Source organism: Arthrobacter sp. MDT1-48-3, from assembly GCF_054511015.1.
Genome location: NZ_JBTNDL010000004.1, coordinates 218,677 through 244,266 on the forward strand (window position 1 = coordinate 218,677; position 25,590 = coordinate 244,266).

A 25,590-nucleotide genomic window follows, 5' to 3' on the forward strand; every position below is an offset into this window, starting at 1 on the left:
GACGGTGCGCACAGCCGAACCGAGCGGATCACCATGACCTCCCAGAGTCCCCCGTCCCGCGTCTCCGACGCTCTTCCGACACCGCCGGACACTCCACCGGCCGCCGGCACCCCCGCTCCCGCCCCCTCCCGGTCCACAGGCGTCGACGGCGCCCTCCCGGCACGCGACAAGCTGGTCATCACGCTGCTGCTCATCTCCGCCTTCGTGGTGATCCTCAACGAGACCATCATGGGCGTGGCGATCCCCCGCCTCGTGGAGGACCTGGGCATCACGGTGGGCGCCGGTCAATGGCTGAGCACCGCGTTCATGCTGACGATGGCCGTCGTCATCCCCGTGACGGGTTTCCTCCTCCAGCGCTACAACACGCGACCGGTCTTCATGGCCGCCATGGGCCTGTTCAGCCTGGGCACGCTCATCGCCGCGATGGCGCCGGGCTTCGGCGTCCTCGTGGTCGGCCGCGTGGTCCAGGCCACCGGCACAGCGATCATGATGCCCCTGCTCATGACCACCGTGATGACCCTCGTGCCGCCGATGTCCAGGGGCAAGATCATGGGCAACATCTCGATCGTCATCTCCGTGGCCCCCGCGCTGGGCCCGACCATCTCGGGCGCCATCCTCAGCGTGCTCGACTGGCGCTGGATGTTCTGGCTGGTCCTGCCGATCTCGCTCGCTGCCCTGGCCGTCGGTTCCGCCAAGATGCAGAACGTCACCGACCCGCGGCGGTCCGCGATCGACGTCCCGTCGGTCGTCCTGTCCGCGGTCGCCTTCGGTGGCGTCATCTACGGTCTCAGCCAGCTCGGCGAGGCCTCGACCGGCAGCGCCGTCCCTGCATGGCTCCCGCTGGTCGCGGGCGTCGTCGGGCTCGCCGCCTTCATCTCGCGCCAGCTCGTGCTGCAGCGGCGCGACGCGGCCCTGCTGGACCTCCGTGTCTTCGCCTCGAGGAACTTCACGGTCTCGATCGTCGCGATCGCCATCAGCATGATGGCGCTGTTCGGCACCATCATCCTGATCCCCATCTACGTCCAGACCGTCCTCGGGATGGATCCGCTGGTCTCAGGACTGCTCCTCCTGCCGGGCGGCCTGGCGATGGGTCTCCTGGGTCCCGTCGTCGGCCGCATCTACGACCGCCGCGGCCCCCGCGTGCTCCTGGTCCCGGGCGCGCTCCTGGTCAGCGGGGTGTTCTGGTCCATGACCCGGGTCACCGAGACCACCCCGGTCTGGCTGGTCCTGGTCGCGCACGTCCTGCTCAGCGTGGGCCTGGCGCTCATGTTCACGCCGCTGCTCACCTCCGCGCTGGGGTCCGTCAAACCGCACCTCTACTCGCACGGCAGCGCCGTGTTCGGCACCGCCCAGCAGCTGGCGGGGGCGGCCGGCACCGCCCTGTTCATCTCGGTCATGACCATCCGGAGCACGTCCCTGGCCGGCACGGGCGTCGCCGCTGAGGCCGCCCTGGCCGGCGGCATCCGCGCGGCGTTCCTGTACGGCGCGATCATCTTCCTGCTCGCCGTCGTCGCCTCGTTCTTCGTGCGGGCGCCCGAGGAGAACGGGAACTCCCCCGTCCCCGTGCACTAGGCATCCGCACGACGACGAAGCCCCGCCGGACGGTTCCGGCGGGGCTTCGTCGTTCGCGCGTGCACTCAGGAGGCGGGCTGGCGCAGTTCGATGTAGCCGTCCGTCGTGACCCGGGTCTCGTACACCGGCTGCGGCACAGCGGCCGGTCCGCGGTAGTTCTTGCCGTCGTCGAGCCGGAACATGCTCTGGTGCCACGGGCAGGTGATGCAGCCGTCCTCGATCGTGCCCTTCTCCAGCGGCCCGCCGAGGTGGTTGCAGACGCTGTCCATGGCAGTGAGCTTCCCGCCGTGGCGCAGCAGCAGGATCGGCACGCCGTTCGCTTCGACCGTGTGCCGTCCGCCTTCGACGACGTCGGCGTCGCTGGCCACCCGCGTCCAGTCCTTCGGTGCCTCGTGCCACGCCGTCCGGTTCACATTGACGCCGCTCGCGTAACTGAGGTGGCCGCCGAGGAACGCGCTGAGCAGCATCGACCCCAAGCCGCCCAGGCCGAGCAGCACCCCGAGGCCGCGCCGGTCCTTCGCCCTGGCGACGGCGGAGGCGGTGTACAGCGTCAGGGCCAGTGAATTGCCGGCCGCATGGACGATCCCGACGCGGCGCTCCTTCTCCTGCGTGTCCGACCAGTCGTGCAGGCCCGTGGCCGCCGTCGGGACGGCGGTGAGGATCCCCACCGTCACGAGGAGGTCGGCCGCCCTGCGGGAACTCCTGCCACCGGCGAGGTCGAGGAACGAGGCCATGCTCCAGGCACCCGACGGGATGACGACCAGCATGGGATGGAGGTGGTGGCCGATGGCCGTACCGCTCAGGAGGTTGCGGATCCTCCGGGGCCGTACGGCCTTGCTGACGGCTGCGGCGAGGGGATCCGCGATCCGGTCCAGCGACGTCGCGTGCTCGAGTCCGTCCAGGATTCCGTACACGATGTTCATGCTGTGCTCCTTCTGATCCGGGACGGTGTCCCGCATGTCCGGCGGGTGTCGACGACGGTGCCGCCCGTTCCCCACCGTTCCAGCAGCCCCTACACCTGACAACCCGGCGCGGCGCAGCGAGGTTTCCCTTGGCGACGCACCGGATCGGTGCGAGAATCCCGCAGGGTGACCACCGCGCACAGCGTGGCGCGCCGCCCCGCCATCGATCCCCGCACCCCTGGAAGGACCGGCCGTGCCCGCCGTGCCGCTGCACCTCTCCGCCCACCCGGACGTCGAGCTGACCGCCGACTGCTCGAGGTGCTTCGCGCTGTGCTGCTCCGCGCTCGGCTTCGAACGATCGACCGACTTCGCGCACGACAAGCCCGCAGGCCAGGCATGCCGCAACCTCGCCGCCGACTTCTCCTGCACCATCCACGCCCGGCTCCGTGGCGAGGGGTACAAGGGCTGCACCGTGTTCGACTGCTTCGGCGCCGGCCAGCACGTGGCGCAGCAGACGTTCGGCGGTCGCAGCTGGACGGCACATCCGGAAGTACGGCCCGCGATGTTCGCCGCCTTCCCCGTCGTCCGGCAACTGCACGAGGTGCTCTGGCACCTCGACGACGCCGCGCGACTGGCAGGATCGTCCGGGTCCGTGCCTCCGCAGCACGCCTCCTCGATCGCCGCCCTGGTGTCGGAGACGGTGTCCCTCACGCGGCTGGATCCGGCGGGCCTCGACGCCGTCGACCTCGACGCGCTCCGGGCCAGGGTCGGACCGGCGCTGTCGGCGGTGAGCCGAGCGGTCAGGACGGCTGCCGGCGGCAGGCGCATCCCCCGGCGGCTGGCGCCGGGTGCCGATCTCCTCGGTGCGGACCTGGCCGGGCAGGACCTCCGGGGTGCGGACCTCCGGGGCAGCTGTCTCATCGCGGCCGACCTCAGGGGGGCCGACCTGCGCTGGGTGGACCTGCTCGGTGCCGACCTGCGGGACGCGCACCTGCACGGCGCCGACCTCTCCCATGCGCTCTTCCTCACCCCGATGCAGGTCGCCGCGGCGTCGGGTGACAGCCGGACGCGGCTGCCCGACCGGATCGACGCGCCGTCCTCCTGGAACACCTGAGGACATCCGCGCCGCGCCACCGGTACCGCCGGAATGCCACCGGATCAAGCACGAAGCTGCCTCCCCGCGCTTGTAAACTGGGGACAGGACTCCGGATGGGGGCAGTCCGGGCGACAAAAGGGTGGCAATGCACAGCAGCACGACGAGCGGGGCCCGCGGCGCCCCGGTACCGCGTCGGAGGAACTCGGCGCACGTGGCCCTTCTGTCCCTCGGGCTCTCGCTCGGTCTTCTGGCAGGTACCGTTCCTCCCGCCTCCGCGGAGACCCGCGACGCCACGGCCTCGGACGCCGAACCTCCTGCGGCCATGGCCCGGCAGGCGCGGACCGACAAGACCCCGGGTGAGACGCCCGCGGATCCGACGACCGCGAAGCTGCCTGCCGTCGCGCCTGCGCAGCTCCCGGTCGGCAGCGCCGCCAGGAATCCCGCCACGGGTCGCCTCGAAGTGGTCGTGCCCGACGTGCAGCGCACCGCAGTCCTCATCGGCGACTCGCAGTCGGGCGGAGCGGACACCTGGCCCCAGATCGCCCTGCACGAACTCGGGTACTCCGTGCGGTTCCTCGGCGCGGGCGGTACGGGCTTCGTCGCGACGAACGGAGCGGGCGACGCGAACTACCACGATGCGCTCACCAGCGGGGACTGGGTCCTGCCGCACGGGGATCCCGCCCTCGTGGTCGTCGAGGGCGGAGGCAACGACGCCCGGTCCGGCGTCTCGGACGGCGACATCCTCGCGAGCGCCAACGCCCTGATCCTCGAGCTCGAACGCACGTACCCGTCCTCCCGCATGGTCATGATCGGCACGCTCAGCCGCAGCGCGACGGACGGCGGCGCCCGTCGGGCCGAGGTCGACGCCCTGCTCGGCACCCTCGCCCGCCAGCGCGGGATCCCCTTCGTGTCGGCCGGGGGCTGGCTGACCACCCACGCCCTCGAGGAATTCCTCGCGGACGACGTGCATCTCAACCCCGTGGGCCATCAGAAGGCGGCGCTCCTGCTCGAGCAGGATCTCGCCGCCCTGAAGCTGGCTGCCGCATATACCGCCGTCGACCCGCTCGCCCGCCTGCCGCGGGAACTGCGCCCCCTCGAATAGCACGACGGGGCTCAGCCGCGCAGTGTCCCGCGTCAACCCTCAGTCGGCTTATTGTTGATCCATGAGCTTCAACGACAACACCCGGCTCGATCCGTCGCGCGTTCGTGACCGTCGCGGACGCGGCCGGGGTGCCGCCGTGGGCGGCGGGGTCGGTGGCGGCCTCCTCCTCATCCTCTCGCTGATCTTCGGACCGGGCGTCGTGGATCAGCTGGGACTCCAGGAGGGCGCTCCGACCTCGCAGCAGGAGGACGGGGAGGTCGAGGCGATCAACGCGTGCCAGACCGGCGCCGACGCCAACGAGCAGCTCGATTGCCGCATCCTCGGCACGGCCGAGAGCCTCGACAGCTTCTGGCTCCCCTACCTGGACCAGTTCGGCGTCGCATACACCCAGCCCGGTGTCGTGCTCTTCACCGGCAGCACGGATACCGGCTGCGGCACAGCCACGAGCGCCGTCGGGCCCTTCTACTGCCCCGCGGACCAGCAGACCTACTACGACACGGCGTTCTTCGACGAGCTCGTGACGCAGTTCGGTTCGGCCAGCGGCCCGCTCGCCCAGGAGTACGTGGTGGCCCACGAGTTCGGCCACCACATCCAGAACCTCATCGGCACCCTCGGTGCCGCCCAGCAGGATCCGGAGGGAGCCGAATCCGGCGGTGTCCGCGTCGAGCTGCAGGCCGACTGCCTGGCCGGGATGTGGGCCGCCCACGCCACCTCGGTCCCCGATCCCGAGTCGGGAGAACCGTTTTTGCGGACGTTCTCGACGACGGACCTCGAGGACGCGCTCTCCGCCGCCGCGTCCGTCGGTGACGACCGCATCCAGGAAGCCGTCACCGGCCGGGTCGACCCGGAGGGCTGGACGCACGGCTCGAGCGCCCAGCGGCAGGCCTGGTTCTCGCAGGGCTACGAGACCGGGGACCTGAGGTCCTGTGACACCTTCGCCGCCCGCGACCTCGACAGCCCCTGACGCCATGCCGTCGATCCACGCCCTGGCCTCGGAGCCCGGACGATGACCGAGCCGCTCGCCGTCGTCGTGCCCGTCTTCAACGAACCCGGGATCGCGCGGACCCTCGAAGCACTGCGCCGGCAGCGCGGGGACGCGGACCTGCGCATCTACGTGGTGGACAACGGGTCCACGGATGACACCGTGCTGCGGGTCCGGCGGTTCGCCGCGGCCCACCCGTTGCTGAACGTCACGGTCCTCACGGAAGTCCAGAAGGGCACGGGAGCGGCGAGCGACACCGGTTTCCGCGCTGCGATCGCCGACGGGTTCCGCCTCGTGGCGCGCACGGACGGTGACAGCGAGCCGGCGGAGGACTGGGCCGACCGCATCCGCAGGACGTTCGCCCGGCACCCGGAGGTCCAGTTGCTGGGTGGGACAAGCGTGCCGCTGCGCGACCGGTACTACCGGTGGGGTGACGACCAGCTGATGCCCGGTGCGCTGGTGCTCCTGCGGATCATGATGGCCGTCACCTATCTCGACGTCGCCTACCTGCGCTTCGTCGCTGGTCACAACATGGCAATCCGGGCGTCCGCCTACCTGGAGGTCGGCGGATTCGGCCGGACGGCGATCGACACGCGCGACGAGGACATCGACCTGTCCGTCCGCGTGTCCCGCCGGCTGGGTCGCGCCGCGGTGCGCATCGACGCGGGGCTGAAGGTCGCGACGTCGATGCGGCGGGTCCGGCGCTACGGCCTCGGCCTCATGGGCGTCCACCACCTCGTACCGGCGCTGCGCGGCAAGCTCATCCGGACCATCGACATCCGGTAGCGCCTCCGGTCCCGGTCAGCCGGCTCCGGCGGCCCGCACCAGCGCCACCGCGTCCTCGACGGCCGTGTCCCGGCCCGTCTGCGCGCCGGAGACCAGGCGCACCGTGCGCCGGAAGGATGCGTCGTCGCCGTCCCCGGCCCGGAAGGCCGGCAGGTGCGCGAGGACCGCTGCACGGCGCAGCCACGGGTCGTCCGCCGCCGCCCAACGGTCCAGCACAGCGGACGCGCGGACGGCATCCTGTCCCCGCAGGCGCAGCAGCAGGGGGCCGACGACGTCGACGGCGAGGGGGTCCACGAGCTCCCGGAGGAGCGCCGAGCGGAGGAAGCCCTCGATCCGGGTGAGGTCGGACGAGCGCAGGAGCCGCACCGACGACTGCAGGAGCACGACGGCCGCGAACCGCCGCTCGAACACCGGGCTGGACCACAGCTCGGAGGCGACGGCCGCGACGTCGTCGTGTCCGAGGCTCCGGTACCGGCGCTCCGCGTTGCGGACGGCGCCCCGGACCGCCCCGACGGAAGCGCCGTAGTACGCGAGGTCCGTCCCGTACCGCCGCTCGTACTCCTCCGCCCGCTCCTCCGAGCTCTCGTACTGGAGCGACTCGTCGATGAAGTCGGCGGGATCGCTCATCGGTGCCCGCTCAATAGAGGAAGATGTCGATCCACGCGCGGTTGTGCGCGTGGATCAGGACGAGGAACAGGACGAAGTCGAACAGCAGGTGGACGCACACGATGTAGGAGAGCGATCGCGTCCGCGTGAAGATGAAGGCCTGGAGGAGCGCGAACGGGAAGATGAACAACGGCGCCCAGGCGTGGAAGCCCAGCTCCCACAGGAACGAGGTGAAGAGCACCGCCTGCAGCACGTTGGCCTGCGCCATGGGCAGGTGGCGGCGCAGGAGGGCGAAGACCGTGCAGATGAAGAATAGCTCGTCCCAGATGCCGAGCCCGTTGGTGCCGAGGAACAGCCGGGCGATCTCGTCCGGCTCCGAGGCCGCGGGCCAGTTCTCGTACACCCCGGTGCCCAGCATGTAGACGGGCAGCAGGGCGTAGCCGATGACGACGACGGCGGGAAGGTACCACTTCTCCGCGCGTGACCACGGTCCGGAGCGCACCGGGAAGGTGATGGCGTGGTCGCGGTAGGCGAAGCGGGACACCGCGTAGGGGAGGCCGACGGCGAGGATCATCGCCGTGCCCATGACGCCCATGTGTGCCGGACTGATGTCCGTGGTGATCGGCACCAGGCTCATGACGGCCAGCCCGAAGGCGATGAGCAGCAGGTCCCGGAACAGCACCCGGTCCAGCACCACCGCCGCGACGAGCGCGATCGCCAGCAGGAGGTACCCGATACCCGATGCATGGAGCACGAACAGGGCGAACCCCGCGAGGGAGACCAGCGTGGCGGGGATCAGCGCGCGCGACGGCGTGTTCCAGGCGCCCTGCTTCCAGGCCCGCCGGCGCGTCTCCTCCGGCTGTGCCGGTGCCACCGGGCGGGCGTGCTGCTCCACGGGATCGTGCTCCTTCGGTGGTTCCTCGCCATCATTCTTTCGCCTGCCGACCGATCGGTCCACTGCCGGCCCGCGCCGCGCTCCCCCGGTAGCCCGGTATCCCCGATGCGAGACTGGGGTCATGCGTGAGCTCGTCATCCTCGGCACGGCCTCCCAGGTGCCCACCCGGTCCCGCAACCACAACGGCTACTTCCTGCGGTGGGAGCGCGAGGGGATCCTCTTCGATCCCGGCGAGGGCACGCAGCGGCAGATGATCCACGCCAGCGTCTCCGCCTCGCGGATCACGAGGATCTGCCTGACGCACGTGCACGGCGACCACTGCTTCGGGCTGCCCGGCGTGCTGTCGCGGATGGTGCTCGACGGCGTGGAGCACCCTGTGCACCTCCACTATCCGGTGTCGGGCGAGGAAGTGGTGCGGTCGCTCGTCTCCCTCGCGACGCCGGGGTTGGACCTGCACCTGCACCCGCACGGTGTCGAAGGGCCGATAGCCGCCGGGATCGAGGTGCAGCCCCTGAAGCATCGCATCGAGGCCTACGGCTACCGTGTGACGGAGCCGGACGGGCGGAACTTCCTCCCCGACCGCCTCGCCGCCGCGGGCATCGGGGGGCCCGACGTCGGCCGCCTGCAGCGCGAGGGCCGGCTGGGCGACGTGCGGCTGGAGGATGTCAGCGTGCACCGGCCGGGCCGCCGGTTCGCCTTCGTCATGGACACCGCACTGTGCGACGGCGCGTTCGCGCTCGCCGACGGCGCCGACCTGCTCGTCACGGAGAGCACGTTCAGCGACGACGACGCAGCCCTCGCGGACCAGTACCTGCACCTGACGGCCGGCCAGGCGGGCAGCCTCGCGCGCGCCGGGAGAGCGGGCACCCTCGTGCTGACGCACTTCTCCTCCCGGTACGACGACGTCGGGGAGCTCGCCGCGCAGGCACGCCTCTCGGCCGGTCGGGCGACCGTGGTGGCGGCGTCCGACCTCGACCGCCTTCCCTTCCCGCGGCGGGCGCGAGGATAGACGCCGGGCGGGCCGGGGGCACCCACCCACGCCGTGCCCCCGGACTGCCGGGCCGCTGGGACGCAGCCCGCCGCGTCGTACCGCGCCCCGGGTGGTCGCGGACCCGGCGGCCGCCTCGACAGTGCAGCGGGCGGGATCCAGACTTGAAGCACCGGACAGGGATTGAGGTGGCACCGGGTGGACCCGAACAGGTACGAGGATCACGGTGAGCGTCGGCGCGCACCGACGGAGCCCCGCCGTCGGACGCTGAGGATGGTCCTGCTGCTCGCCATCGCGGTGTTCGCCGTATCCATCGCCTTCGTCCTCGTGTATGCCACGGGACTCTCCTGGCCGACGGCCGTCCTCATCACCGTGGTCCTCGCCGGAGGCCAGGCCTATACGCTGCGGCGCACCCTGTTCCCCGGGGACGGGGGCGACGGCACGGACCCGTAGTCCGCTGCGAGCCGGCCCGGACCGCTCTCGTCGAACTGATCGGCCCGCGGCTCGCACGGTAGCCCGACGGGACCGCGTGCTCGCCGGGGCACCCCGCCCTGGAACCGGTCCACGCGTCCGCGACCCATGTATCGGCCGGGGAAACCACCGACGACGAGCAGGGTCGCACCCGCGCGGGCAAGGCAGACGCCAAACCCGTGGCGACCCTGCGCCCACGCACACCAGGAGCCGAGGACCACGAGAACGGCGGACCTATCGGCAGCGGCACGGACGATCCCCACTCGCCGTGCGACCGCCCCTTGCAGTGCACCACTCGTGGTGATGGCAGCCCTCTGAGCGCGGGTCGGGTCCATCTCTCACGCGGCGACGCTTCCGCCGTCGTGCCATCCTCGTGACGGTCCGATCCGAATACCCGATGACATCCTTCCATCGGGTTTAACAGTGGGCCCGCTGGGAGGATGTCGCCTCCTTCACAGAAATCACCGCGGGCGATGCCGCCTGCGGAACCTGCGGTGCGGTGTCAGACGTACCAGTGCCAGGCAGGTGGCTGCCAGAAATCCGGGACAGCGTGGGAACTGTACTGGTTGCAGCCCATGCACAGATAGCTCACGGTGCCGAGGTGCTCCTGCCCGTCGGGCAGCACCCTGCTCGGTACGAAGTCCTCGAACGCCAGATGCTCGGCGGTGTCACATGAGGCACAGAACGGGATGTCCCCCTGATCCGGGGATGACTGACCGATCGGGATCCGGGGCACGGGAATGATGGACGCAGAGGATAAAGCCATGGTTTCTCCTCGAAAATCCGACCATGGCCGCTGTTTGACCACTGTGTCAGGCCGGGCCTCAAGCGTAGGTCGTCAAGGAAAGCCCGACAAGCCCCCGATGAGCAGAAATGCTTGACGAACACGGAAAGTGCGTGTCGCCTTGGGCCGTAAGGAAGTGCCGTGCGGTCGACATCGCATGAGAGAGTGTGGACCGGGGGAAGGATCTGGTCGGTCTCAGCCGCGATATCTCGAGGATCCAAGTGATGGGGAACGACCCGAATGACACGAATCGCCGAGGCGACCCGAACGAGCAGGACGAGCCTGCCGATCGGAGCGATGCGGGCACACCGGACGACGACGCGGCTCTCGAGCGGGTGACGGAACGCCTGCGGGAGATGACCGAGAAGGTCGAACACCTGACGATGGGCATCGAGAGCCGGGATGTGATCGGGCAGGCCAAGGGCATCCTCATGGAGCGCTACGGCCTCACGGGCGAGCAGGCATTCGAAGTACTCGTCTCGGTGAGCTCGACCACGAACCTGAAGCTCCGTCAGATCGCCGTGGACCTGGTGGTCACCCGGACCCTGCCGGGGCTCCCCGAGCAGTAGCGGCCACAGCCCGTGCCCCGCCGGGCTCCGGCCCTCCCAGCGGCGCCCGAAATCGACGCACCGAAGAATCCGAGCGGCTGAGCAGAACGGAAAACCAAAAAAAGCTAGGCTGATGAGCAAATGCATAAAGCAGAATCCTAGGGTGCTTGATAAACAGCCGGGTGAAAGCACCCGAGCCCGCCGACCCCTTCTGCGATTACTCGCCAGTACGAAATACGACGCCTACCATGGATGAATTGGGTGTGGCTGGGGTCACATAGGGGTAGCCCTATCCCGCTTCCGGGCCAGCCGGAAAGCAGCGTTGAATTCCGGTTTCGACGACGAGCCCGGGCAGTTCCTCTGCCCGGGTGACGAGGGGGTAATGATGGCCGGATCGTTCGAACTCTTCCGTGACGGAGGAATTTCCTTCAGGTTCAGGTTGAAAGGGCCCGACGGTACGGTTGTCGCCGTATCCGGGCCGTTCTCGGACAAAGTGTCGGCGGTCGAGGGTATCGACGCCGTTCGTGAGTGCGCGGGTACGGGGCTGATTACTGACCTCTGCCCACCGATGTCCCGTGAAGCGATGGCATTCGACCCGGCGTCCTCCACCAGGGCGGCATAACGACCCCCTCGAAGCGCTCGCAGCGCCCGGCCAAGAATATGCCGGAGCTGCAGGCCGGACGCTATCAATAGGACGGCACGGTCCCCGACATCCCGTTCCGAGAGGCAGAACCGACAATAGCCCTTCTGCTGGCTGCGGTGCCCCGGAGCAAGAGGATCAGGCGACGTCGAAGGGAGCGCATCGGCGGATCTGCAGGCACCCGAACTCGACCAGGACGTCGACATCACGTGATTCATCGTCAGCAATCGCGAGACCGACGTGTTCGTCCCTTGAGCCACGTGCCCCACCTGGCCTACTGTGGCCTGCATGTATCTGGAGAATCTCGTCGTCGACGCCGCGGAACCCCGGCGACTCGGCCGCTTCTGGGAGGCGGTGGTCGGCGGAGAGACACTCACGGACGAGCCCGGGGTGTACGAGACCAGGCTCAGTATCGAGGGTGGTCCGGTGCTGGATCTGTGCTTCCAGCGCGTCCCCGGTTCTCCCCCACCGCCGCGGCTGCACGTCGACCTTCGGGGCGGCTCCCGGCAGACGGAAGAGGTCGATCGGTTACTCGGGCTCGGTGCCCGGCACCTCGATGTGGGTCAGGGGGACGTGCCATGGGTGGTTCTCGCCGATCCTGAGGGAAACCCCTGCTGTGTCATGGACGAGCGGGCGGACCATGCCCGGACCGGGCCGATCGCGGCGCTGCCCCTCGACTCCGCCGACGCGGACCGGGACGCGCGGTTCTGGTCCTGGCTCACCGGCTGGATCCGGGTCCCGGGACGGTTGCCCACACTGCGCCACCCGTCGCTGCGGGGCCCGCTTCTCGTCCTCTGCCCCGAGCCGTCACCCAAGGGCACCGCGAAGAATCGGCTGCACCTGGACGTCAGGCTCGAGGATGGGGATGATCCCGACGACGTCGCGGCGGGCATCATCGAGCGGGGCGGCCGTGAACTGCGCCCCGACTGGGGCGACCTGCCGTGGCGTATCTACGCCGATCCGTCGGGCAACGAACTGTGCGTGCTGCCGGCCCACTCCTGACAGCGGGCCTCACGCCGATACCGCCGGGATCACGTCGGGAATCCCTTTGCCGTAGTCCTGAGCTGCATCGATGTCCCCGAAGGTCGTCAGGCACTCCACCCGAGGACGGTGCCCCCGAACACCATGGCGCCGAACCACGTCACCACCGCGACGACAGGCACGAGGAGTAGCCGATAGGACCGGCGCAACGCCAACTTCACGCCGACACAGGTCAGCACCAGCCACCAGCCGAGGAACACTGCCAAAGCCCAGAGCGGGGCGACGAGACCGCTGGTCAGGTAGAGATACCCGACCGCGAGCTGAGCGGCTGCGGCAAGAACGGCAGTCACCACGTATAACGCGAGGCCCCCGCGGTCGAGTGCGGGCTCGGGAAAGTGCACACCCGCAGTCTAGTCGTGTCGTCGGGAGACACTGTCGTGGTGGGCAGAGGACGCAGGCCGTGGACTCGGGGATCGTGAAGCTCATCCTCCCAGCGCCACACCCAGGCACAGGAAGGCGACATGAGCGAGGACCGCAGACGGGAATTGGGTGCATCAGATGCCCCGGTCGAGGACGAACTGAAGGAGTCCTTCGACAAGACGATCGAAGAAGGCGCCGAAAGACTCCATCGCACTACGAGGAACATCCTCGTGACCGGTGTCTTCGGAGGGTTCGAGATCGGTCTCGGCATCATGGCCTATCTGGCCGTCATGCACGAGACGGGGAACCACCTTCTCGCCGGCCTCGCCTTCAGCGTCGGCCTCGTCGCGCTCCTGTTGGCGCACAGCGAGCTCTTCACCGAGAACTTCCTCATGCCGGTCGCCGCCGTCGTCGCCAGAGAGGGAAGCATCGCCCAGCTGGGAAAACTATGGGCAGGCACCCTCGTGGCCAACCTCGCCGGTGGATGGGTTTTCGTCTGGATCGTCATGCAGGCCTTCCCGGAGTGGACCGACACGGTCAGCGAGAGCGCACACCACTACGTCGACGCGCCCTTCTCCCTGCAGACCGTCGCCCTCGCCGCCCTCGGGGGAAGCACCATCACCCTGATGAGCCGCATGCAGCAGGGCACGAACAACGACGTCGCCCGAATCGTCGCCACCGTCATCGGCGGATTCCTCCTGGCGGGACTCCAGCTGTTTCACTCCGTCCTCGACTCGCTGCTCATCTTCGCCGCCATCCATGCCGGTGCCGACATCAGCTATGGGCAATGGCTCGGCTGGTTCGGCTACACGCTGCTCTTCAACATGCTCGGTGGACTGGTACTGGTCACCCTCCTCCGGCTCGTTCGTACCAAGGAACTTCTCGAGCAACGCAGGAGCGAAGCCCCGGATGACCCAGAAGCACCCCATGACCGATAGCAGGACTCCGCACGGACACGAAGCCTGCCCGCGGATGATCAGGGTGCTCCCGGTGCACGACGGCGTGGCCCTTGCCGCGGTTGATGAGCAAGCGGTTTCGGGGCGTCGTGTCGATGGTCGCCAGAACGGCGACGGAGATGATGTCGGCTTTCCTCGAGCCTCGGACCGGACTGCTTCGACCCCGAGTACGTCCGGATTGACTCTCATACCCCCCGTGGGTATAAAGGATGGCATATACCCCTCAGGGGTATCTTAAAGACAGCGACCCTGCAGGAGCACCCCATGCCCACGACGTCACCCACCTCCCGGCCTGCCGACGGGTCTATCCCTGAAAAGAGTCGGAAGCTCGGTCTGGCGTTGTTGGTGGTCGCGAGCGCCCAGCTGATGCTGGTCCTCGATGATTCGATTGCGAACATCGCCCTGCCGTCGATCCAGAACGAGCTCGGCATCCCCTCCGCGAGTCTGCCCTGGGTGATCAATGCCTACATCCTGGCGTTCGGCGGTCTGCTGCTCTTCGGGGGAAGGCTCGGGGACCTCTTCGGGCGGCAGCGGGTCCTGCAGATCGGCATCGGCATGTTCACCCTCTCGTCTCTTGTCGCGGGAATCGCGCCCGCCGGTCCCGTCCTCGTCGCGGCCCGCGCGGTGCAGGGACTCGGCGCGGCGCTGACTGCACCGAACGCCCTGGCCCTGATCACCACGACCTTCCCTGCCGGCGAGGCACGGAATAAGGCGCTGGCCCTGTACGGGGCCATGTCCGGCCTCGGCGTGACCGTGGGACTACTCCTGGGAGGTGTGCTGACAGGGACGCTCGGTTGGCGGTGGGTGTTCTTCATCAACCTCCCCGTCAGCCTCGCCCTGCTCGCCGGCACCCGGATCCTCGTCGACGCACCCAAGCACACCGGCAGACTCGATCTGCCCGGAGCGGTCACCGGCACCGGCGGGATCGCCGCCCTGGTCTTCGCCATCATCCACGGAGGTGAGCAGGGCTGGGATGTCCCGGCGACACTGATCGCATTCGCCCTGGCCGCCGTCCTGCTGCCTGCGTTCGTCATCATCGAAGCCCGCAGCACGGACCCGATGCTCCCGTTGCGCCTGTTCCGGGACCGCAACCGGACCGGTTCCTACCTCGGTATGCTGTTCATCAGTTTCGGGCCCATGGGCACCTTCTACCTGCTGACCCTCTACATGCAGCACATCCTCGAGTACGGCGCGGTCCGCACCGGACTGGCCTGGCTGCCCTTCGGCGCCGGCATCATCATCTCCGCTGGCCTCGCCTCGAAGCTCGTCCTCCGCTTCGCTCCCCGCACTGTCGCAGTCGCCGGGATCCTCGTCTCCACCGCCGCCATCGTGTGGCTGTCGACCATCACCCCGACCTCCGGGTACGTCCAGCATCTCATGGTCGGCATCTTCGCCGTCGCCGTCGGATTCGGGTTGAGTTTCGTGCCACTGACCCTCACCGCCGTGACCGACGTCCGCCCCGAAGACTCCGGGATCGTCTCGGCTCTCCTTAACGCAGCCCAACAGATCGGCGTCGCCCTCGGCATCGCAGTCCTGTCCACCGTCAGCGTCACCACGACAGAAGACCGAATCCCGAATGCGCTCACGGTCCTTCACCAGGCCCGGGCAACGGGCGATACCGATACTGCCGCGACCACGAGCCAGGCCATCGTCGACGGCTACACTACGGCGTTGAGCAGCGGAGCACTCATCCTGGCCGCAGCCGCACTCGTCGTCACCCTCATGGTCACCGCCCGCCCCCACCAGCGCTGACATCTCATCCAAAGCCTTCAGGATCAGCGACGGCGCCCGGCCGCGATCGAGCGGCACCCGGTGCAGAACGATGCGGCAGGCTTTACAGGCTAACTACTTAGAGAGACAATCTAGCCATGGAAGTTTCAGCTGCAGATCCGCGAGTCGCGGCAGGTGTCGAATGGCCCAGCGACTGGCTCAGAGCCACGCTGGGTTTCCTCGCGCTTCGCGCCTTGTCCGCCGGGCCCTCCTACGGGTACGCGATCATCAGCGAACTGGAGCGACATGGCTTCGGGACCATCAAGGGTGGAACCCTGTATCCGCTTCTCACCCGGTACGAGGCAGCGGGCCTGGTAACCACGGAGTGGCGGGCCGGCGAGGGCGGTCCAGGCCGCAAATATTTCGCCCTGACCGATCAGGGCCGCTCCGAACTCACTCGTCTCGGTGCTGACTGGGAGCGCTTCGTCGAGACGAGTGTGCAGTACCTCGATCCCGCACGATCAACAAAGGGGACCTCCGCATGAGGCAGCAGACCAGCGACAAGAAGTGGTTCGACCAGCTCGTCATCGAGCTCCGGCTACGCCAGGTACACGGGAGCGCCATCGGGGACACCGTCGCGAGCGCCAGGGAGCTCCTCGGCGACACCGGCCAGCAGGCCGAAGAAGCGTTCGGGCCCGCGCGTGATTACGCTGCAGCACTCGAACTCCCCTCCGCGCCCCGGAACGACTGGGTGCGGGATGCGCTCTGGCCATCGCTGCTCGGACTCCTGGCCTTCCTGCTCTTCAACCAGGCAGTCGTGTCATGGACCCGGTCCGAGCTCCTGCTCGGCTCCCCGGCGCAGCTGGCCCTCCTCGCCACACCAGTGGTGCTCGTAGCCTTCTTGCCGCTCTATCTCGATGCCGTCATCCGCCGGATCTGGGTCGGCATCGGCATCAGCGGTATCTGCGCGCTGGCAGGAGTCCTGTCGGCCTTCGCTGCCCCTGACGATCGTGCCGAGGCATGGCTGGCAATCGACCCGGTGCCCTGGCTCATCGGCAGCGCCCTGGTCATGGTGGCACTCTCGGTCAGGAACACCGCTCGGTCGTCCCTCTCGATGGACGACGAGATCATCGATCCACGCTCGGGTACCGCGGACACCACCGGAACGGGTGCGAGAGTCCTGGTCCAGGTCACCAACTGGCTGTTCCCCCTCCTCGCCCTCGTCATGCTCGGCCTCGCAGTCGCACTCCGCTAGCGCTGTCAGGGACCGGAACGACTACTGCTGCGGGGCTATGCGCCAGTATGGACATCCCTCGGACGATCGAGCGCAGGCGCCAGGGCCCGGATGACGACAGCGGCGCCGATGAGAGTTGTACCCATGGGTATCAACGCCCAGCGGACCAGCGTCAGAACGATGTCCACTGCTCCTACCCCGATTGCTGCAGTCGGCCCCACGGCCTCTGTGAGCAGACCGAGTAGCTGAGGAAGGAGAACCAGCACGAATCCGCCGGCCACAACGAGGATGACGCCCCACTGAACACACTTCTTCGCTGTCGATTCCACTGTTCCCCCGAACGAAACTTCTAGTTGTCCGCTGATCCTAGTGGCCAGGAGTGGGGAAGGAACAGGTGATCCGCGAGCCAGGTGCAGAATCGTCGGGTCCTTCTGCCACAGGCGAGGTGGACACCGCTCCTGTGTCGGTCCGATCGCTGCCATGGAAGACTGCTGGCATGAATGCCCCAGCGCGCGATCACGACCTCGTCCTCTTCGGTGCCACCGGCTTCGTCGGCGAACTGATCGCCGGCTACCTCGCGGTCCACGCTCCACCGGACCTGCGCGTGGGACTCGCGGGGAGGTCGAGGGAGAAGCTCGAGGCGGTACGGCGCAGGCTGCCTGCTGCTGCGCGCGACTGGGCCCTCATCGAGGCCGACTCGGAACACCCTGCGACGCTCGCCGCGCTGGCTGCGGACACCCGGGTCCTCTTCACCACGGTGGGTCCCTATGCGAAGTACGGGCTCCCGGTCGTCGAGGCATGTGCCCGCGCCGGCACGCACTACGGGGATCTGACGGGTGAGGTGTCCTTCGTCCGCGAAGCCATCGATCGCTTCGACGCTTCGGCGAGGACCACCGGTGCACGGATCGTCCATGCGTGCGGTTACGACTCCGTCCCCTCGGACCTCGCGGCGCTCCTCCTGCACCAGGCCGCGGAGTCCGACGGCGCAGGCGGACTGACCGAGGTCCAGCTCGTGGCGACGGCCAAAGGTGGCTTCAGCGGCGGCACCATCGAGTCGATGCGTGGGCAGCTCGATGCAACGCGGTCGGACCCCGTGCTGCGATCACTGCTGGGCGATCCCTACTCCCTCGCTGCGGATCGGGCGGCGGAGCCTTCGACCCGGCAGCCGTCGGATCTGGGGTGGGTCGGCCGCTCGGAGGACGGCCTGTGGACCGCACCCTTCGTCATGGCGTCGGTGAATACGCGCATCGTGCGTCGCAGCAATGCCCTGCAGGGTTGGGCCTACGGTCGGACCCTGCGGTACGGGGAGGTGATGGGCACGCGGCGTGATCCCGCAGGCGCCCTCCTCGCCGGAGCGATGGCGCTCGGCCTGCGGGTGTTCGGAGCCGCGATGGCCTTTCCTCCAACGCGGAAGCTACTGGACCGGGCCCTACCCGCGCCGGGCACCGGCCCGACCGAGGCTGTGCGGACCTCGGGCTGGTTCCGTTCCGAGGTGACCGCGTCGACGGAGAGCGGCCGGCGGTACCGCGCTGTCGCAGCCGGCCCGGGCGACCCCGGATACGCCGCCACCGCCGTCATGGCCGGGGAGGTGGCGCTCTCACTCGCGCTCGACGGCGACCGTTTGCCGCCCGCCGCAGGATCGCTGACCCCGGCGACTGCCCTCGGCGACGTCCTGGTGCAGAGGCTGCGCACGGCAGGCCATACCTACGACGTCACGCCCCTCACCTGACGGACGAAGTGCCTCACTGCCGACAAGCCTCCGACCGATGCCGCGACGCTGGCGCTGTGGCTGGACGGAGAGAGGCCCGAGGCCGAACCACGCGCCCTCGGAGTGCCGGACGAGAACGGAAGAGAAAGCGACAGAACCTACTCTTCGTCCCGATTATTCTGCAACGAGGGACAGTGCCAGGTCGCCGGCAGCACGCAGCGCACGAACGACGGCAGCCTCTGCTCCCGAGCTGAAGGTCTTCCCATCGAACGCATCGTCGATCAGGACCTCGATCCGAGGATTCCGATGCCTGGATAACCCGTATCGTTGGGTGCACACGGCCCGAGTGCTCGCAGCATGTGCGCTCTTGGAAGGTGATGTCCGGCCTGTAGCAGAGCGGGCCTGCCAGCCCGGCGCAAGCGCCCAGTGCTTCGCCTTACTCAAGCAGGTTGATCATGCCAGCAGACGACCCTCAGGGATTGCGACCGAATCCTCCACAGCCACCGGCCGGTACACTCCCCTTCCCGGATTCGGGAAGCTCGCCGGATGGCAGTGCGGTGCCTGCCGCCCTGGGAAGCATCGAGGATGTACCACCCGGGTCGTTACGACTGATCTCCGGACGGGTGGACCTCCCGGAGGGATTCCATCCGGAACGGCACGCAGCACGTGGAGCGACCGGTGACGGAACGACGACAGAACTCCGCCTGGTTCTGCAACGCCTGGCTGAAGTGACCGAGAAAGTCGAGCACCTCACCCGCGCGATCTCGCGCCGGGACGTGATCGAGCGAGCCGCAGGAATGCTGATGGAGCGGTACGGGCTCACCGGTGAGCAGGCACTCGAGCTACTGGTCGCGACGAGTTCGGCCAGTAACAGCAAGCTGGCTGCCGTCGCCGCTCATCTCACAGCCACGGGGGTCTTGGAGCAGCCGCTACAGCCTTGACCCACCCTGAGAACGACGAATGCGCGGCGTGCGTCCCACGGCTGCAGTGGCAGGCAAAGCTTGAGCGAGAGCACGGGTGATGTTGAAAGTCTGCTGCGCATACTGGACCTACGCCTGAAAGATGTTCCGTGCTTCGTCGCGCGGGGCTCAGCCGGCCACACCGACGGGCCTCGTGCACGAACGTGGGATCTCCTTCACAGGTCAAGCAGCTGGACTGTGAAGGGGAACCGAACATGGACGAGTAGGGACGAGGTCGGCCGAACTCATCAACCGGTCAAGAATCTTGCCGGTTCTCTTGTCGCGTTGAAGGACACTTCACCAGTGACCTCCACTGCTTCCTCGTCCCAGGAAACCCCTGATTCGCCGGCACACGCGTCCGGGGTCGGAGCTCATTCCGTCGAGGCGATCGAGTATTTCGTCAACTGCCCGACCGGCATCGTCGAGCACTACTTCGAATCCCGTGCACTGCACTGGTCCGACGAGTTGTACCGCATCCACGGGTACGAACGCGGCGAGATCGTACCGACCCTCGACCTCGGCGTCTCCCACTTCGAGCCGGCCGATAAGGACGCGGCCAGGTCCCTGTGGGAGAGCCTGTTGAGCCAGGGTGGTCCGCGCTCGGCGTACCTGTCCCTGCGAGATGTGACCGGAAAGGCCCGCAAGTGGATCAGGCAGCGGAGTCAGCTGACCAACCGGAAGGTGATCGCCATCTCGCAGGACATCATCGATCGCACTCACCAACTCAACCAGCAGAGCCGGCCTGAACTCCTTGCCCGGGCATTGCTGGATCTGTTGCCGACACCCTGAACTGTCCCACCCACTCCTTCCGGGACCTGGCACTTCACCGGTGCTCGACGGCGGACTGCCGGCTCCTGGGGTGTCCTGGAAGCTGTCGACTCCACGCCTACTGGGCCTGCCTGTACCGCGTTCTTGTATAAGGGGCCCTTTCAGGATTGGATCGCTTCATGAACCCGACCCGGATCAACACGAGCGCCTTACCGGAGAACCTTGCACTCCTGATCACAGGTATCGGCGTGGCGGCCGTCATCGTGGTGGTGGCGTGTGCGGTCGTGATGCATTACGTCGACAGGTCCAAGGAACAGCGTTCCAAGTAGTAGGTCGGAAGATGGGGTCCGATCCACGCTGCGCAACCTACTGATCGCCATCAGTAGCCGAGGGCTAGGGTGAGCCATGACGACCATCGTCGAGCCACAGTGGCGCGAACGATCCGGTACGTCCGGGAACCAGTCGTCGATCCAGCTCCTCGGTTCGATCACGACGGTAAGAGACCGCAACTGGAACGTCGATCCCGACCACGAGATCGACGCATTCCGTGCCGTCCGCTCTCCCACGAAAGGTTGTCCGGTGGCCCGCAACAGCAGCATGACGTCATCTCCCGTCGACTCACCTCCCCGCTTCATCGACCCGAGGCGATGGGGAACCCTGATCGGATTGTTCGGTGCAGGTGTCTTCGTCTTCTCGTACACGCCGGGATTCGCAGGGTTCACGACGGTGGCCGCACGCATTCTGGTCATCGCTGCAATCACCGGCACGCTCTGGTTTCTCTTCGGCTCTCCGCGCTTCCTCGGCCCGTTCAGTGCTCCTCGTGGTCGGCACATCGGGATCTACCTGCTGTGCGTGATCATGGAATTCGCGCTCATAGCCTTCGGCACGGGACGGCTTACATCGGTAGGGAAACCAGAGCTTCAGCCCGCGCTGATCGCCCTGGTCGTCGGTCTCCACTTCATACCCTTCGCCTGGGCCTTCAGGGAACGTATGTTCTACACGCTCGGTTCAGTCCTTGCTCTCCTCGGTGGTGCTGGTCTGCTCATCGGCACAGGAATCAGCGCACTGACAGCGGCGGTGGGAGCTGGGCTCATGATGTCGCTCATCCTGCTTGCCTACAGCCTGGGGATGTTCGCCGGCCCGCGACAGGGAAATGATCGATAGCAGGCACTGATGCCGCTGGGCCCGCCGCTCGCTATCGGATGGCGTTGTCGAGTCGCTGCAACCATGACTGGAAATTCTCGGGGCCGTCGAAGTGGGCACCGGCTAGTCTGCTCACGTCCGGAGCCATGTCAGGGCCATCGACGACGAGCGTGTAGCCCCCTGCTGAGGTTGCCACGTCGAAGGCAGGCAGGTCGCCCCGATCATCACCCGCGTACGCGACGGTCTGCAGTCTCCAGGTGCTGATGATGCGTCGAAGTGCTGTGCCTTTGTCCTGCTGCAGGGGCATGCGGAGTTCCTCCACGAATTTGCCGGGTTCGCGCCGCAGCGCGTAAGTGTCGACCACTTCCCGAAGAAGTGGAGTGATCAGCTTCGTCGCGACATCGCGGTCGGGTGCACGCCGCCAGTGAACGGCGACTGCGAGGGATTTGTCTTCGACGTATACACCCTCGACACCGTCCAACTCCCGGTGCAGCGTCGCGGTGGCTTCTTCGACGGCGGTCATCCACTGTCGGGCTTCGGGAACGACCTCGATGCCGTGATCGGTGAAGTGTTCGAGACCGTAGGAACCATAAAGTTCTACCCCTGGGATGGTTGCCCGCGCAGCGAGGAAGCCGGCCGGGCGTCCGGAGAGGAGGGCGACGACCGACAGCTTGGTCGCCAGACTCCCGAGGATCTCCTCGGTACCGTCCAGTAGCTCGCTGGCATCAGGATCATCGGTGATCCGGGAGAGGACACCGTCGAAGTCCATCACCAACCCGGCGCTCTCGTTCGTCGCCAGAGCTTGCACTACGGAGGTCTCCAGGTCCATGTATCCACCCTAGACCGACGGCGTCACGCACCATTCGCGTGGACGATCCTCGATCTGGGATGCGGAACGGGAATGCTCACCGTGACTCCCGCAGGTGAAGGACGGGACGTCGTGGGTGTGGACCCGTCGCCCACCATGCTCTCCTACGCACAGCACAGGGATGGAGCCGACACCGTCGAGTGGATGCTGGGTGACAGCGGAAGCATTCCACCTGGGCGGTTTCGATATCGAGGCCACCTACGGGACCTGGATGCGGACGCCGTTCGACGACACCTGCCCCCTCATCATCCTGATCGCAAGAGCACTCTGAGGATTTGTGTGCCGTTCACTCAGCGGCCTGCTTCGACCTGCGCACTTCGAGGCGCTCCACAGGCACGACGAGAATGTCCACCTGACGGACGAACATCGATGCTCGCTCAGGCTACGAAGATGCAGAACGGATGACCAGCGGGATCGGCGTAGACGTATAACGGCTCGTTCGGGTCGTCCGTACGATCGAACCGAAGCTCTGCACCCAGTGCCAGTGCCCTGGAATGGTGATGCTCGAGCGCTTCCCGGTCAGGAACGGTCAGATCGAGGTGCATCTGCATCGGCACATCGGGCCTGGGCCAGGTCGTCCGCTCCAGGTGGTCGACCTGCTGGAAAGCGAGGGTGCTGCTTCCCTGCCCGTCCGTGAGAACGAGCCAATCGACATCATCACGCGTGCCCTCATCCGCGGGCTCGTCTCCTGGCCGGTAGTGGAACCCGAGGAGTTGTCGGTAGAACTCCGCCAGCCCTCGCACATCGGTCGTGTCGAGAACCGTCTGCAGTATCCGAGGGAATCCGGTCATGAGCCGAGACTGACGTTCAACGGACACGAGTTGTGGTCTTCGGAGAACACCGCCGGTGACGTGTGCGTGCTCACGCCGTGGCTCTCCACGTGAGGACCGAGGCTCCTGCTTTCGTTGCAGGTCCGGCGGGCACCGCCCTCATCAGGGTGTTCCGCACAGTGATTCCGATCCTGCTCTGCACGTCAGCTCCGACCTGCCCGGCGCGGCGCGATCGGCTGATCATTTTCTGGGTGCGCGGGCGGCGGAGTGCGTCGAAAGAGCGCACAGCGGATTGCAGGGGCACTCCCTCCTTGACGCGTCGACCGATCAGAAGCCCGATGCATGCGCCGTCCTCCAGGGAGGAGTTCGCTCCTTGCCCCATGGTGGGGATCATGGCGTGTGCCGCGTCGCCGATGAGCACCACCCGTCCGAAGATGTAGGTCCGAAGGTTCGGGGGGAGGTCGTAGACGTCGTGACGCATGACTCGATCGCCCGGGGTGAGTTCGATGAGGGGTCGTACGGGGTCCGCCCAGTTCCTGAAATGGTGCATGGCGGCGGCCTTTTCATCCGGCCGACGATGGCCTTCTTTCGAAGAGGTGTACCCGTACCAGTACACCTGGGCAGCTCCGATACGCACCGCTCCGAACTCTGTTCCCGGGCCCCATCTGACGATGAAATCCTCCGTCACAAGTGCCGAGTCGGCGACGATTCCGCGCCATGACGACTTACCACTGAATCGGGGCCCTGTTCCAGGAGCAACGAGGCCCCTGACAGTGCTGCGAAGACCGTCAGCCCCGATGACGAGGTCGGCGTCATGGGATACGGCACCCTTCGCGCTGACACAGCCCACTCGCGCCGTGGCTCCGCCCGGTGAACCCGGAGCGACGCTGACGACGCGGGTACCGCTCATCAATACGGCCCCGTGGGCAGCGGTCAGCAACGAGTCATGGAGGTCTTGTCGGTGGATCCCGTAGACCTCCTGGTCCGAACCTGACGCACGCGGTACGCGCAGCAACCATGAGCCGTGTTCATCCGTGGTGCCGGCCATCCGCACCCGGTAACCGGCATCGCGGACAGCGGTGTCGACGCCGATGGATGCCAGTGCCGACATCCCATTAGGAGTGATTGTCAGACCTGCACCGACCTCGGTGAAGGCTCGCGCCTGCTCGAGCACGGTCACCCTCCAGCCCTCGTGCAGAAGGGATACCGCCGCAGCCAGACCTGCAATGCCCCCGCCGACAACTACTGCACGGTGCTCGACCGTCATGACAACACCTTTCAACTTGCCTCCACCAACCGGAGCCTACGCCGAGCAGTCTCCGATCAGGGTCAGGGGAACGCGGAGCGAGCAGAGCAGCAAGCTCTCACCTCGAACGGTAGCCGTGCTCCTGCTCGCAGTCCTGGTGCGGTAGCTTGGAGGCAATCCCGACGAACCGATGCATGGGCCGCTTCCGCGGCAACTCGTCAGGCCACTCACCGCAATCTGTCGACTCCTTGCTTTTCCGTCGCTCAGGAGATACTCATGGCCCCAAGCCGCAATCCACTCGATGACCTGCGCGAGACGCTCGGCCATCTCACGGACCAGCTCAAATCTTCGGGGTCGGACCGCGTCGAGGACCTGCGCGGCGAGTACTTCCCGGCGCGTCCCGGTCCCGCTCGCCCGCTGGCCGAGGTGCAGGCCGAACTCGACGCCCTGGTCGGGCTGGACACCGTCAAGGAGCAGGTGCGAGCGCTCGTCGCCCTCCTGCAGGTGCAGGCCCGTCGCAAGGCCCACGGCCTGCCGGAGGTCGCTACCTCCCAGCATCTGGTGTTCCTCGGGAACCCGGGCACCGGCAAGACCACCGTGGCGCGTCTCCTTGCCGAGATGTACCGCGCTGTCGGGCTGCTGCAGAAGGGACATCTCGTGGAGGTGGACCGGTCCGGCCTCGTGGGGCAGTACGTCGGTGCGACAGCCATCAAGACGGACCGCGTGATCCGGCGTGCTCTGGACGGCGTCCTGTTCATCGATGAGGCGTACGCCCTGACCCCGGAGGACGGCCGCATGGACTTCGGTCCTGAGGCCATCGAGGTCCTGCTCAAGCGGATGGAGGATCATCGTCACCGCCTCGTGGTCATCGTGGCCGGATACCCGCAGCTGATGGAGGCGTTCCTCCTGTCGAATCCCGGCCTGCGGTCGCGCTTCGCGCGGGAGATCACGTTCCCGGACTACTCGATCGACGCGCTCCAGACGATCTTCCACCAGATGCTCGCCCAGCACGAGTACGTCCTGGCGCCGGGGGCTGACGACATGCTGCGTCGCATCTTCTCAGGTCTCCATGTCGGTGAGGACTCGGGTAATGCCCGCTTTGCCCGGACGTTGTTCGAGCAGGCGCTGAACCGGCAGGCGCTGAGGCTGTCACTCGATGAGGGCCGCGACTTCGATGCGCTTGACCGGGAGGACGTCATGACGCTCACCGCGGACGATCTCGTCGAGGCTGCGCAGGCGCTGGGCGGCGAGCCGGAGCCGGAGCCCCGACCCGAGCCGGAGCCGACGCACTGGTGGAACTGGCGGACCTGGCCGTAGCCGGCAAGGACCGCTTGGATCAGTCCCAAAGATCCTCGTGCCCTACCGGTTCATCGTCCAGCCATTCCCCATCGAACCGCCACTGCAAGCCAGGAACCAATCGTCGATCGGCCCAGCACGAACCAGCCGTCGTCTCTT

28 protein-coding genes and 1 pseudogene are annotated in these 25,590 nt (G+C 67.4%); 21 read left to right on the plus strand and 8 right to left on the minus strand.

Features of this window, described 5'->3' with window-relative positions; genetic code table 11:
• Positions 1–33 precede the first annotated feature (33 nt).
• Positions 34–1,572, plus strand: coding sequence for an MDR family MFS transporter (locus ACX80L_RS10960; protein WP_459289641.1), 1,539 nt, complete (start codon positions 34–36; stop codon positions 1,570–1,572).
• A gap of 65 nt (positions 1,573–1,637) precedes the next feature.
• Here the strand turns inward: ACX80L_RS10960 and ACX80L_RS10965 are convergent, their stop codons facing one another.
• Positions 1,638–2,495, minus strand: coding sequence for a Rieske (2Fe-2S) protein (locus ACX80L_RS10965; RefSeq protein ID WP_459289643.1), 858 nt, complete (start codon positions 2,493–2,495; stop codon positions 1,638–1,640).
• A gap of 232 nt (positions 2,496–2,727) precedes the next feature.
• On the opposite strand from ACX80L_RS10965, the gene ACX80L_RS10970 reads away from it, so the two are divergent.
• The 4 genes from ACX80L_RS10970 to ACX80L_RS10985 all read left to right on the plus strand — a co-directional run bounded on the left by ACX80L_RS10970 (position 2,728) and on the right by ACX80L_RS10985 (position 6,440).
• Complete coding sequence (locus ACX80L_RS10970; protein WP_459289645.1) at positions 2,728–3,588, plus strand: pentapeptide repeat-containing protein; 861 nt, start codon at positions 2,728–2,730, stop codon at positions 3,586–3,588.
• Between the two features lie 193 nt (positions 3,589–3,781).
• Positions 3,782–4,672, plus strand: coding sequence for an SGNH/GDSL hydrolase family protein (locus ACX80L_RS10975; RefSeq protein ID WP_459289647.1), 891 nt, complete (start codon positions 3,782–3,784; stop codon positions 4,670–4,672).
• A 61-nt stretch (positions 4,673–4,733) separates the two neighbouring features.
• Positions 4,734–5,636: a KPN_02809 family neutral zinc metallopeptidase gene (gene ypfJ, locus ACX80L_RS10980; protein WP_459289649.1), complete on the plus strand. Its 903-nt coding sequence runs from the start codon at positions 4,734–4,736 to the stop codon at positions 5,634–5,636.
• Positions 5,637–5,678: 42 nt separating this feature from the next.
• A complete protein-coding gene (locus tag ACX80L_RS10985; RefSeq protein WP_133081777.1) occupies positions 5,679–6,440 on the plus strand; it encodes a glycosyltransferase in 762 nt (253 codons plus the stop codon).
• Positions 6,441–6,455: 15 nt separating this feature from the next.
• Here the strand turns inward: ACX80L_RS10985 and ACX80L_RS10990 are convergent, their stop codons facing one another.
• On the minus strand, positions 6,456–7,067 hold the full coding sequence (locus tag ACX80L_RS10990) for a DNA alkylation repair protein (protein ID WP_459289651.1): 612 nt from the start codon (positions 7,065–7,067) through the stop codon (positions 6,456–6,458).
• A 10-nt stretch (positions 7,068–7,077) separates the two neighbouring features.
• Positions 7,078–7,845 carry a CPBP family intramembrane glutamic endopeptidase gene (locus tag ACX80L_RS10995; RefSeq protein ID WP_459289895.1) on the minus strand — a complete coding sequence of 256 codons (768 nt, stop codon included), beginning with the start codon at positions 7,843–7,845 and terminating at the stop codon, positions 7,078–7,080.
• A 217-nt stretch (positions 7,846–8,062) separates the two neighbouring features.
• On the opposite strand from ACX80L_RS10995, the gene ACX80L_RS11000 reads away from it, so the two are divergent.
• Together ACX80L_RS11000 and ACX80L_RS11005 are read left to right on the plus strand one after the other, a co-directional pair.
• Positions 8,063–8,950, plus strand: a complete 888-nt coding sequence (locus ACX80L_RS11000) for a ribonuclease Z (protein WP_459289653.1) — start codon at positions 8,063–8,065, stop codon at positions 8,948–8,950.
• 177 nt (positions 8,951–9,127) lie between these two features.
• Entirely contained in the window at positions 9,128–9,382 is a 255-nt protein-coding gene (locus tag ACX80L_RS11005) for a hypothetical protein (protein ID WP_459289657.1), read from the plus strand.
• 520 nt (positions 9,383–9,902) lie between these two features.
• On the opposite strand, the gene ACX80L_RS11010 is transcribed toward ACX80L_RS11005, so the two are convergent.
• Entirely contained in the window at positions 9,903–10,166 is a 264-nt protein-coding gene (locus tag ACX80L_RS11010) for a hypothetical protein (RefSeq protein WP_459289659.1), read from the minus strand.
• 242 nt (positions 10,167–10,408) lie between these two features.
• On the opposite strand from ACX80L_RS11010, the gene ACX80L_RS11015 reads away from it, so the two are divergent.
• The 3 genes from ACX80L_RS11015 (at position 10,409) to ACX80L_RS11025 (ending at position 12,374) form a co-directional block, all read left to right on the plus strand.
• Positions 10,409–10,753 (plus strand): ANTAR domain-containing protein, encoded by a 345-nt coding sequence (locus tag ACX80L_RS11015; protein WP_133081772.1) that lies wholly within the window; start codon positions 10,409–10,411, stop codon positions 10,751–10,753.
• A gap of 364 nt (positions 10,754–11,117) precedes the next feature.
• A complete protein-coding gene (locus ACX80L_RS11020; protein WP_459289897.1) occupies positions 11,118–11,354 on the plus strand; it encodes a YegP family protein in 237 nt (78 codons plus the stop codon).
• A 306-nt stretch (positions 11,355–11,660) separates the two neighbouring features.
• Positions 11,661–12,374 carry a VOC family protein gene (locus ACX80L_RS11025; RefSeq protein WP_208739602.1) on the plus strand — a complete coding sequence of 238 codons (714 nt, stop codon included), beginning with the start codon at positions 11,661–11,663 and terminating at the stop codon, positions 12,372–12,374.
• Positions 12,375–12,460: 86 nt separating this feature from the next.
• Here ACX80L_RS11025 and ACX80L_RS11030 read toward each other — a convergent pair whose 3' ends face one another.
• Complete coding sequence (locus tag ACX80L_RS11030) at positions 12,461–12,754, minus strand: hypothetical protein (RefSeq protein WP_459289661.1); 294 nt, start codon at positions 12,752–12,754, stop codon at positions 12,461–12,463.
• Between the two features lie 120 nt (positions 12,755–12,874).
• Here ACX80L_RS11030 and ACX80L_RS11035 point away from each other — a divergent pair, with 120 nt between their 5' ends.
• From ACX80L_RS11035 to ACX80L_RS11075, 9 genes are all read left to right on the plus strand, one after another.
• On the plus strand, positions 12,875–13,711 hold the full coding sequence (locus ACX80L_RS11035) for a formate/nitrite transporter family protein (RefSeq protein WP_459289663.1): 837 nt from the start codon (positions 12,875–12,877) through the stop codon (positions 13,709–13,711).
• Positions 13,712–13,993: 282 nt separating this feature from the next.
• On the plus strand, positions 13,994–15,481 hold the full coding sequence (locus ACX80L_RS11040; RefSeq protein ID WP_459289665.1) for an MFS transporter: 1,488 nt from the start codon (positions 13,994–13,996) through the stop codon (positions 15,479–15,481).
• A gap of 116 nt (positions 15,482–15,597) precedes the next feature.
• Positions 15,598–15,984, plus strand: coding sequence for a PadR family transcriptional regulator (locus tag ACX80L_RS11045; protein ID WP_459267771.1), 387 nt, complete (start codon positions 15,598–15,600; stop codon positions 15,982–15,984).
• Positions 15,981–16,694 carry a hypothetical protein gene (locus ACX80L_RS11050; protein ID WP_459289667.1) on the plus strand — a complete coding sequence of 238 codons (714 nt, stop codon included), beginning with the start codon at positions 15,981–15,983 and terminating at the stop codon, positions 16,692–16,694. Before ACX80L_RS11045 ends, ACX80L_RS11050 begins: the two co-directional genes overlap by 4 nt.
• Before the next feature lie 475 nt (positions 16,695–17,169).
• Positions 17,170–18,402 carry a saccharopine dehydrogenase family protein gene (locus ACX80L_RS11055; protein ID WP_459267769.1) on the plus strand — a complete coding sequence of 411 codons (1,233 nt, stop codon included), beginning with the start codon at positions 17,170–17,172 and terminating at the stop codon, positions 18,400–18,402.
• Positions 18,403–18,938: 536 nt separating this feature from the next.
• Positions 18,939–19,322, plus strand: coding sequence for an ANTAR domain-containing protein (locus ACX80L_RS11060; protein ID WP_459289669.1), 384 nt, complete (start codon positions 18,939–18,941; stop codon positions 19,320–19,322).
• A 321-nt stretch (positions 19,323–19,643) separates the two neighbouring features.
• Positions 19,644–20,129: a PAS domain-containing protein gene (locus ACX80L_RS11065; RefSeq protein WP_459289671.1), complete on the plus strand. Its 486-nt coding sequence runs from the start codon at positions 19,644–19,646 to the stop codon at positions 20,127–20,129.
• A 158-nt stretch (positions 20,130–20,287) separates the two neighbouring features.
• The gene (locus ACX80L_RS11070; protein ID WP_459289673.1) at positions 20,288–20,437 is read left to right on the plus strand and encodes a hypothetical protein; all 150 of its coding nucleotides are present in this window, start codon (positions 20,288–20,290) and stop codon (positions 20,435–20,437) included.
• A gap of 76 nt (positions 20,438–20,513) precedes the next feature.
• The gene (locus ACX80L_RS11075) at positions 20,514–21,272 is read left to right on the plus strand and encodes a hypothetical protein (protein ID WP_459289675.1); all 759 of its coding nucleotides are present in this window, start codon (positions 20,514–20,516) and stop codon (positions 21,270–21,272) included.
• A 31-nt stretch (positions 21,273–21,303) separates the two neighbouring features.
• Here the strand turns inward: ACX80L_RS11075 and otsB are convergent, their stop codons facing one another.
• Positions 21,304–22,080, minus strand: a complete 777-nt coding sequence (otsB, locus tag ACX80L_RS11080; RefSeq protein ID WP_459289677.1) for a trehalose-phosphatase — start codon at positions 22,078–22,080, stop codon at positions 21,304–21,306.
• On the opposite strand from otsB, the pseudogene ACX80L_RS11085 reads away from it, so the two are divergent.
• Positions 22,054–22,230: pseudogene (locus ACX80L_RS11085) on the plus strand (class I SAM-dependent methyltransferase); the annotation flags it as partial. The gene otsB and the pseudogene ACX80L_RS11085 overlap by 27 nt on opposite strands.
• A 266-nt stretch (positions 22,231–22,496) precedes the next feature.
• On the opposite strand, the gene ACX80L_RS11090 reads toward ACX80L_RS11085, so the two are convergent.
• Both ACX80L_RS11090 and ACX80L_RS11095 read right to left on the minus strand, forming a co-directional pair.
• On the minus strand, positions 22,497–22,910 hold the full coding sequence (locus ACX80L_RS11090; RefSeq protein ID WP_459289899.1) for a VOC family protein: 414 nt from the start codon (positions 22,908–22,910) through the stop codon (positions 22,497–22,499).
• Between the two features lie 70 nt (positions 22,911–22,980).
• A complete protein-coding gene (locus ACX80L_RS11095; RefSeq protein ID WP_459289679.1) occupies positions 22,981–24,156 on the minus strand; it encodes an FAD-dependent monooxygenase in 1,176 nt (391 codons plus the stop codon).
• A gap of 255 nt (positions 24,157–24,411) precedes the next feature.
• Between ACX80L_RS11095 and ACX80L_RS11100 the strand changes: the two genes are divergently transcribed.
• Positions 24,412–25,452 (plus strand): AAA family ATPase, encoded by a 1,041-nt coding sequence (locus ACX80L_RS11100; RefSeq protein ID WP_133081759.1) that lies wholly within the window; start codon positions 24,412–24,414, stop codon positions 25,450–25,452.
• Positions 25,453–25,590: the final 138 nt, after the last annotated feature.

Excerpts from the sequence above, each read along its gene's own strand:
- ACX80L_RS10960 (WP_459289641.1), top strand. The coding sequence starts at position 34 with ATGACCTCCCAGAGTCCCCCGTCCCGCGTCTCCGACGCTCTTCCGACA.
- ACX80L_RS10965 (WP_459289643.1), bottom strand. The coding sequence starts at position 2,495 with ATGAACATCGTGTACGGAATCCTGGACGGACTCGAGCACGCGACGTCG.
- ypfJ (WP_459289649.1), top strand. The coding sequence starts at position 4,734 with ATGAGCTTCAACGACAACACCCGGCTCGATCCGTCGCGCGTTCGTGAC.
- ACX80L_RS10985 (WP_133081777.1), top strand. The coding sequence starts at position 5,679 with ATGACCGAGCCGCTCGCCGTCGTCGTGCCCGTCTTCAACGAACCCGGG.
- ACX80L_RS10990 (WP_459289651.1), bottom strand. The coding sequence starts at position 7,067 with ATGAGCGATCCCGCCGACTTCATCGACGAGTCGCTCCAGTACGAGAGC.
- ACX80L_RS11000 (WP_459289653.1), top strand. The coding sequence starts at position 8,063 with ATGCGTGAGCTCGTCATCCTCGGCACGGCCTCCCAGGTGCCCACCCGG.
- ACX80L_RS11010 (WP_459289659.1), bottom strand. The coding sequence starts at position 10,166 with ATGGCTTTATCCTCTGCGTCCATCATTCCCGTGCCCCGGATCCCGATC.
- ACX80L_RS11015 (WP_133081772.1), top strand. The coding sequence starts at position 10,409 with ATGGGGAACGACCCGAATGACACGAATCGCCGAGGCGACCCGAACGAG.
- ACX80L_RS11020 (WP_459289897.1), top strand. The coding sequence starts at position 11,118 with ATGGCCGGATCGTTCGAACTCTTCCGTGACGGAGGAATTTCCTTCAGG.
- ACX80L_RS11025 (WP_208739602.1), top strand. The coding sequence starts at position 11,661 with ATGTATCTGGAGAATCTCGTCGTCGACGCCGCGGAACCCCGGCGACTC.
- ACX80L_RS11035 (WP_459289663.1), top strand. The coding sequence starts at position 12,875 with ATGAGCGAGGACCGCAGACGGGAATTGGGTGCATCAGATGCCCCGGTC.
- ACX80L_RS11040 (WP_459289665.1), top strand. The coding sequence starts at position 13,994 with ATGCCCACGACGTCACCCACCTCCCGGCCTGCCGACGGGTCTATCCCT.
- ACX80L_RS11045 (WP_459267771.1), top strand. The coding sequence starts at position 15,598 with ATGGAAGTTTCAGCTGCAGATCCGCGAGTCGCGGCAGGTGTCGAATGG.
- ACX80L_RS11050 (WP_459289667.1), top strand. The coding sequence starts at position 15,981 with ATGAGGCAGCAGACCAGCGACAAGAAGTGGTTCGACCAGCTCGTCATC.
- ACX80L_RS11055 (WP_459267769.1), top strand. The coding sequence starts at position 17,170 with ATGAATGCCCCAGCGCGCGATCACGACCTCGTCCTCTTCGGTGCCACC.
- ACX80L_RS11070 (WP_459289673.1), top strand. The coding sequence starts at position 20,288 with ATGAACCCGACCCGGATCAACACGAGCGCCTTACCGGAGAACCTTGCA.
- ACX80L_RS11075 (WP_459289675.1), top strand. The coding sequence starts at position 20,514 with ATGACGACCATCGTCGAGCCACAGTGGCGCGAACGATCCGGTACGTCC.
- otsB (WP_459289677.1), bottom strand. The coding sequence starts at position 22,080 with ATGGACCTGGAGACCTCCGTAGTGCAAGCTCTGGCGACGAACGAGAGC.
- ACX80L_RS11090 (WP_459289899.1), bottom strand. The coding sequence starts at position 22,910 with ATGACCGGATTCCCTCGGATACTGCAGACGGTTCTCGACACGACCGAT.
- ACX80L_RS11095 (WP_459289679.1), bottom strand. The coding sequence starts at position 24,156 with ATGACGGTCGAGCACCGTGCAGTAGTTGTCGGCGGGGGCATTGCAGGT.
- ACX80L_RS11100 (WP_133081759.1), top strand. The coding sequence starts at position 24,412 with ATGGCCCCAAGCCGCAATCCACTCGATGACCTGCGCGAGACGCTCGGC.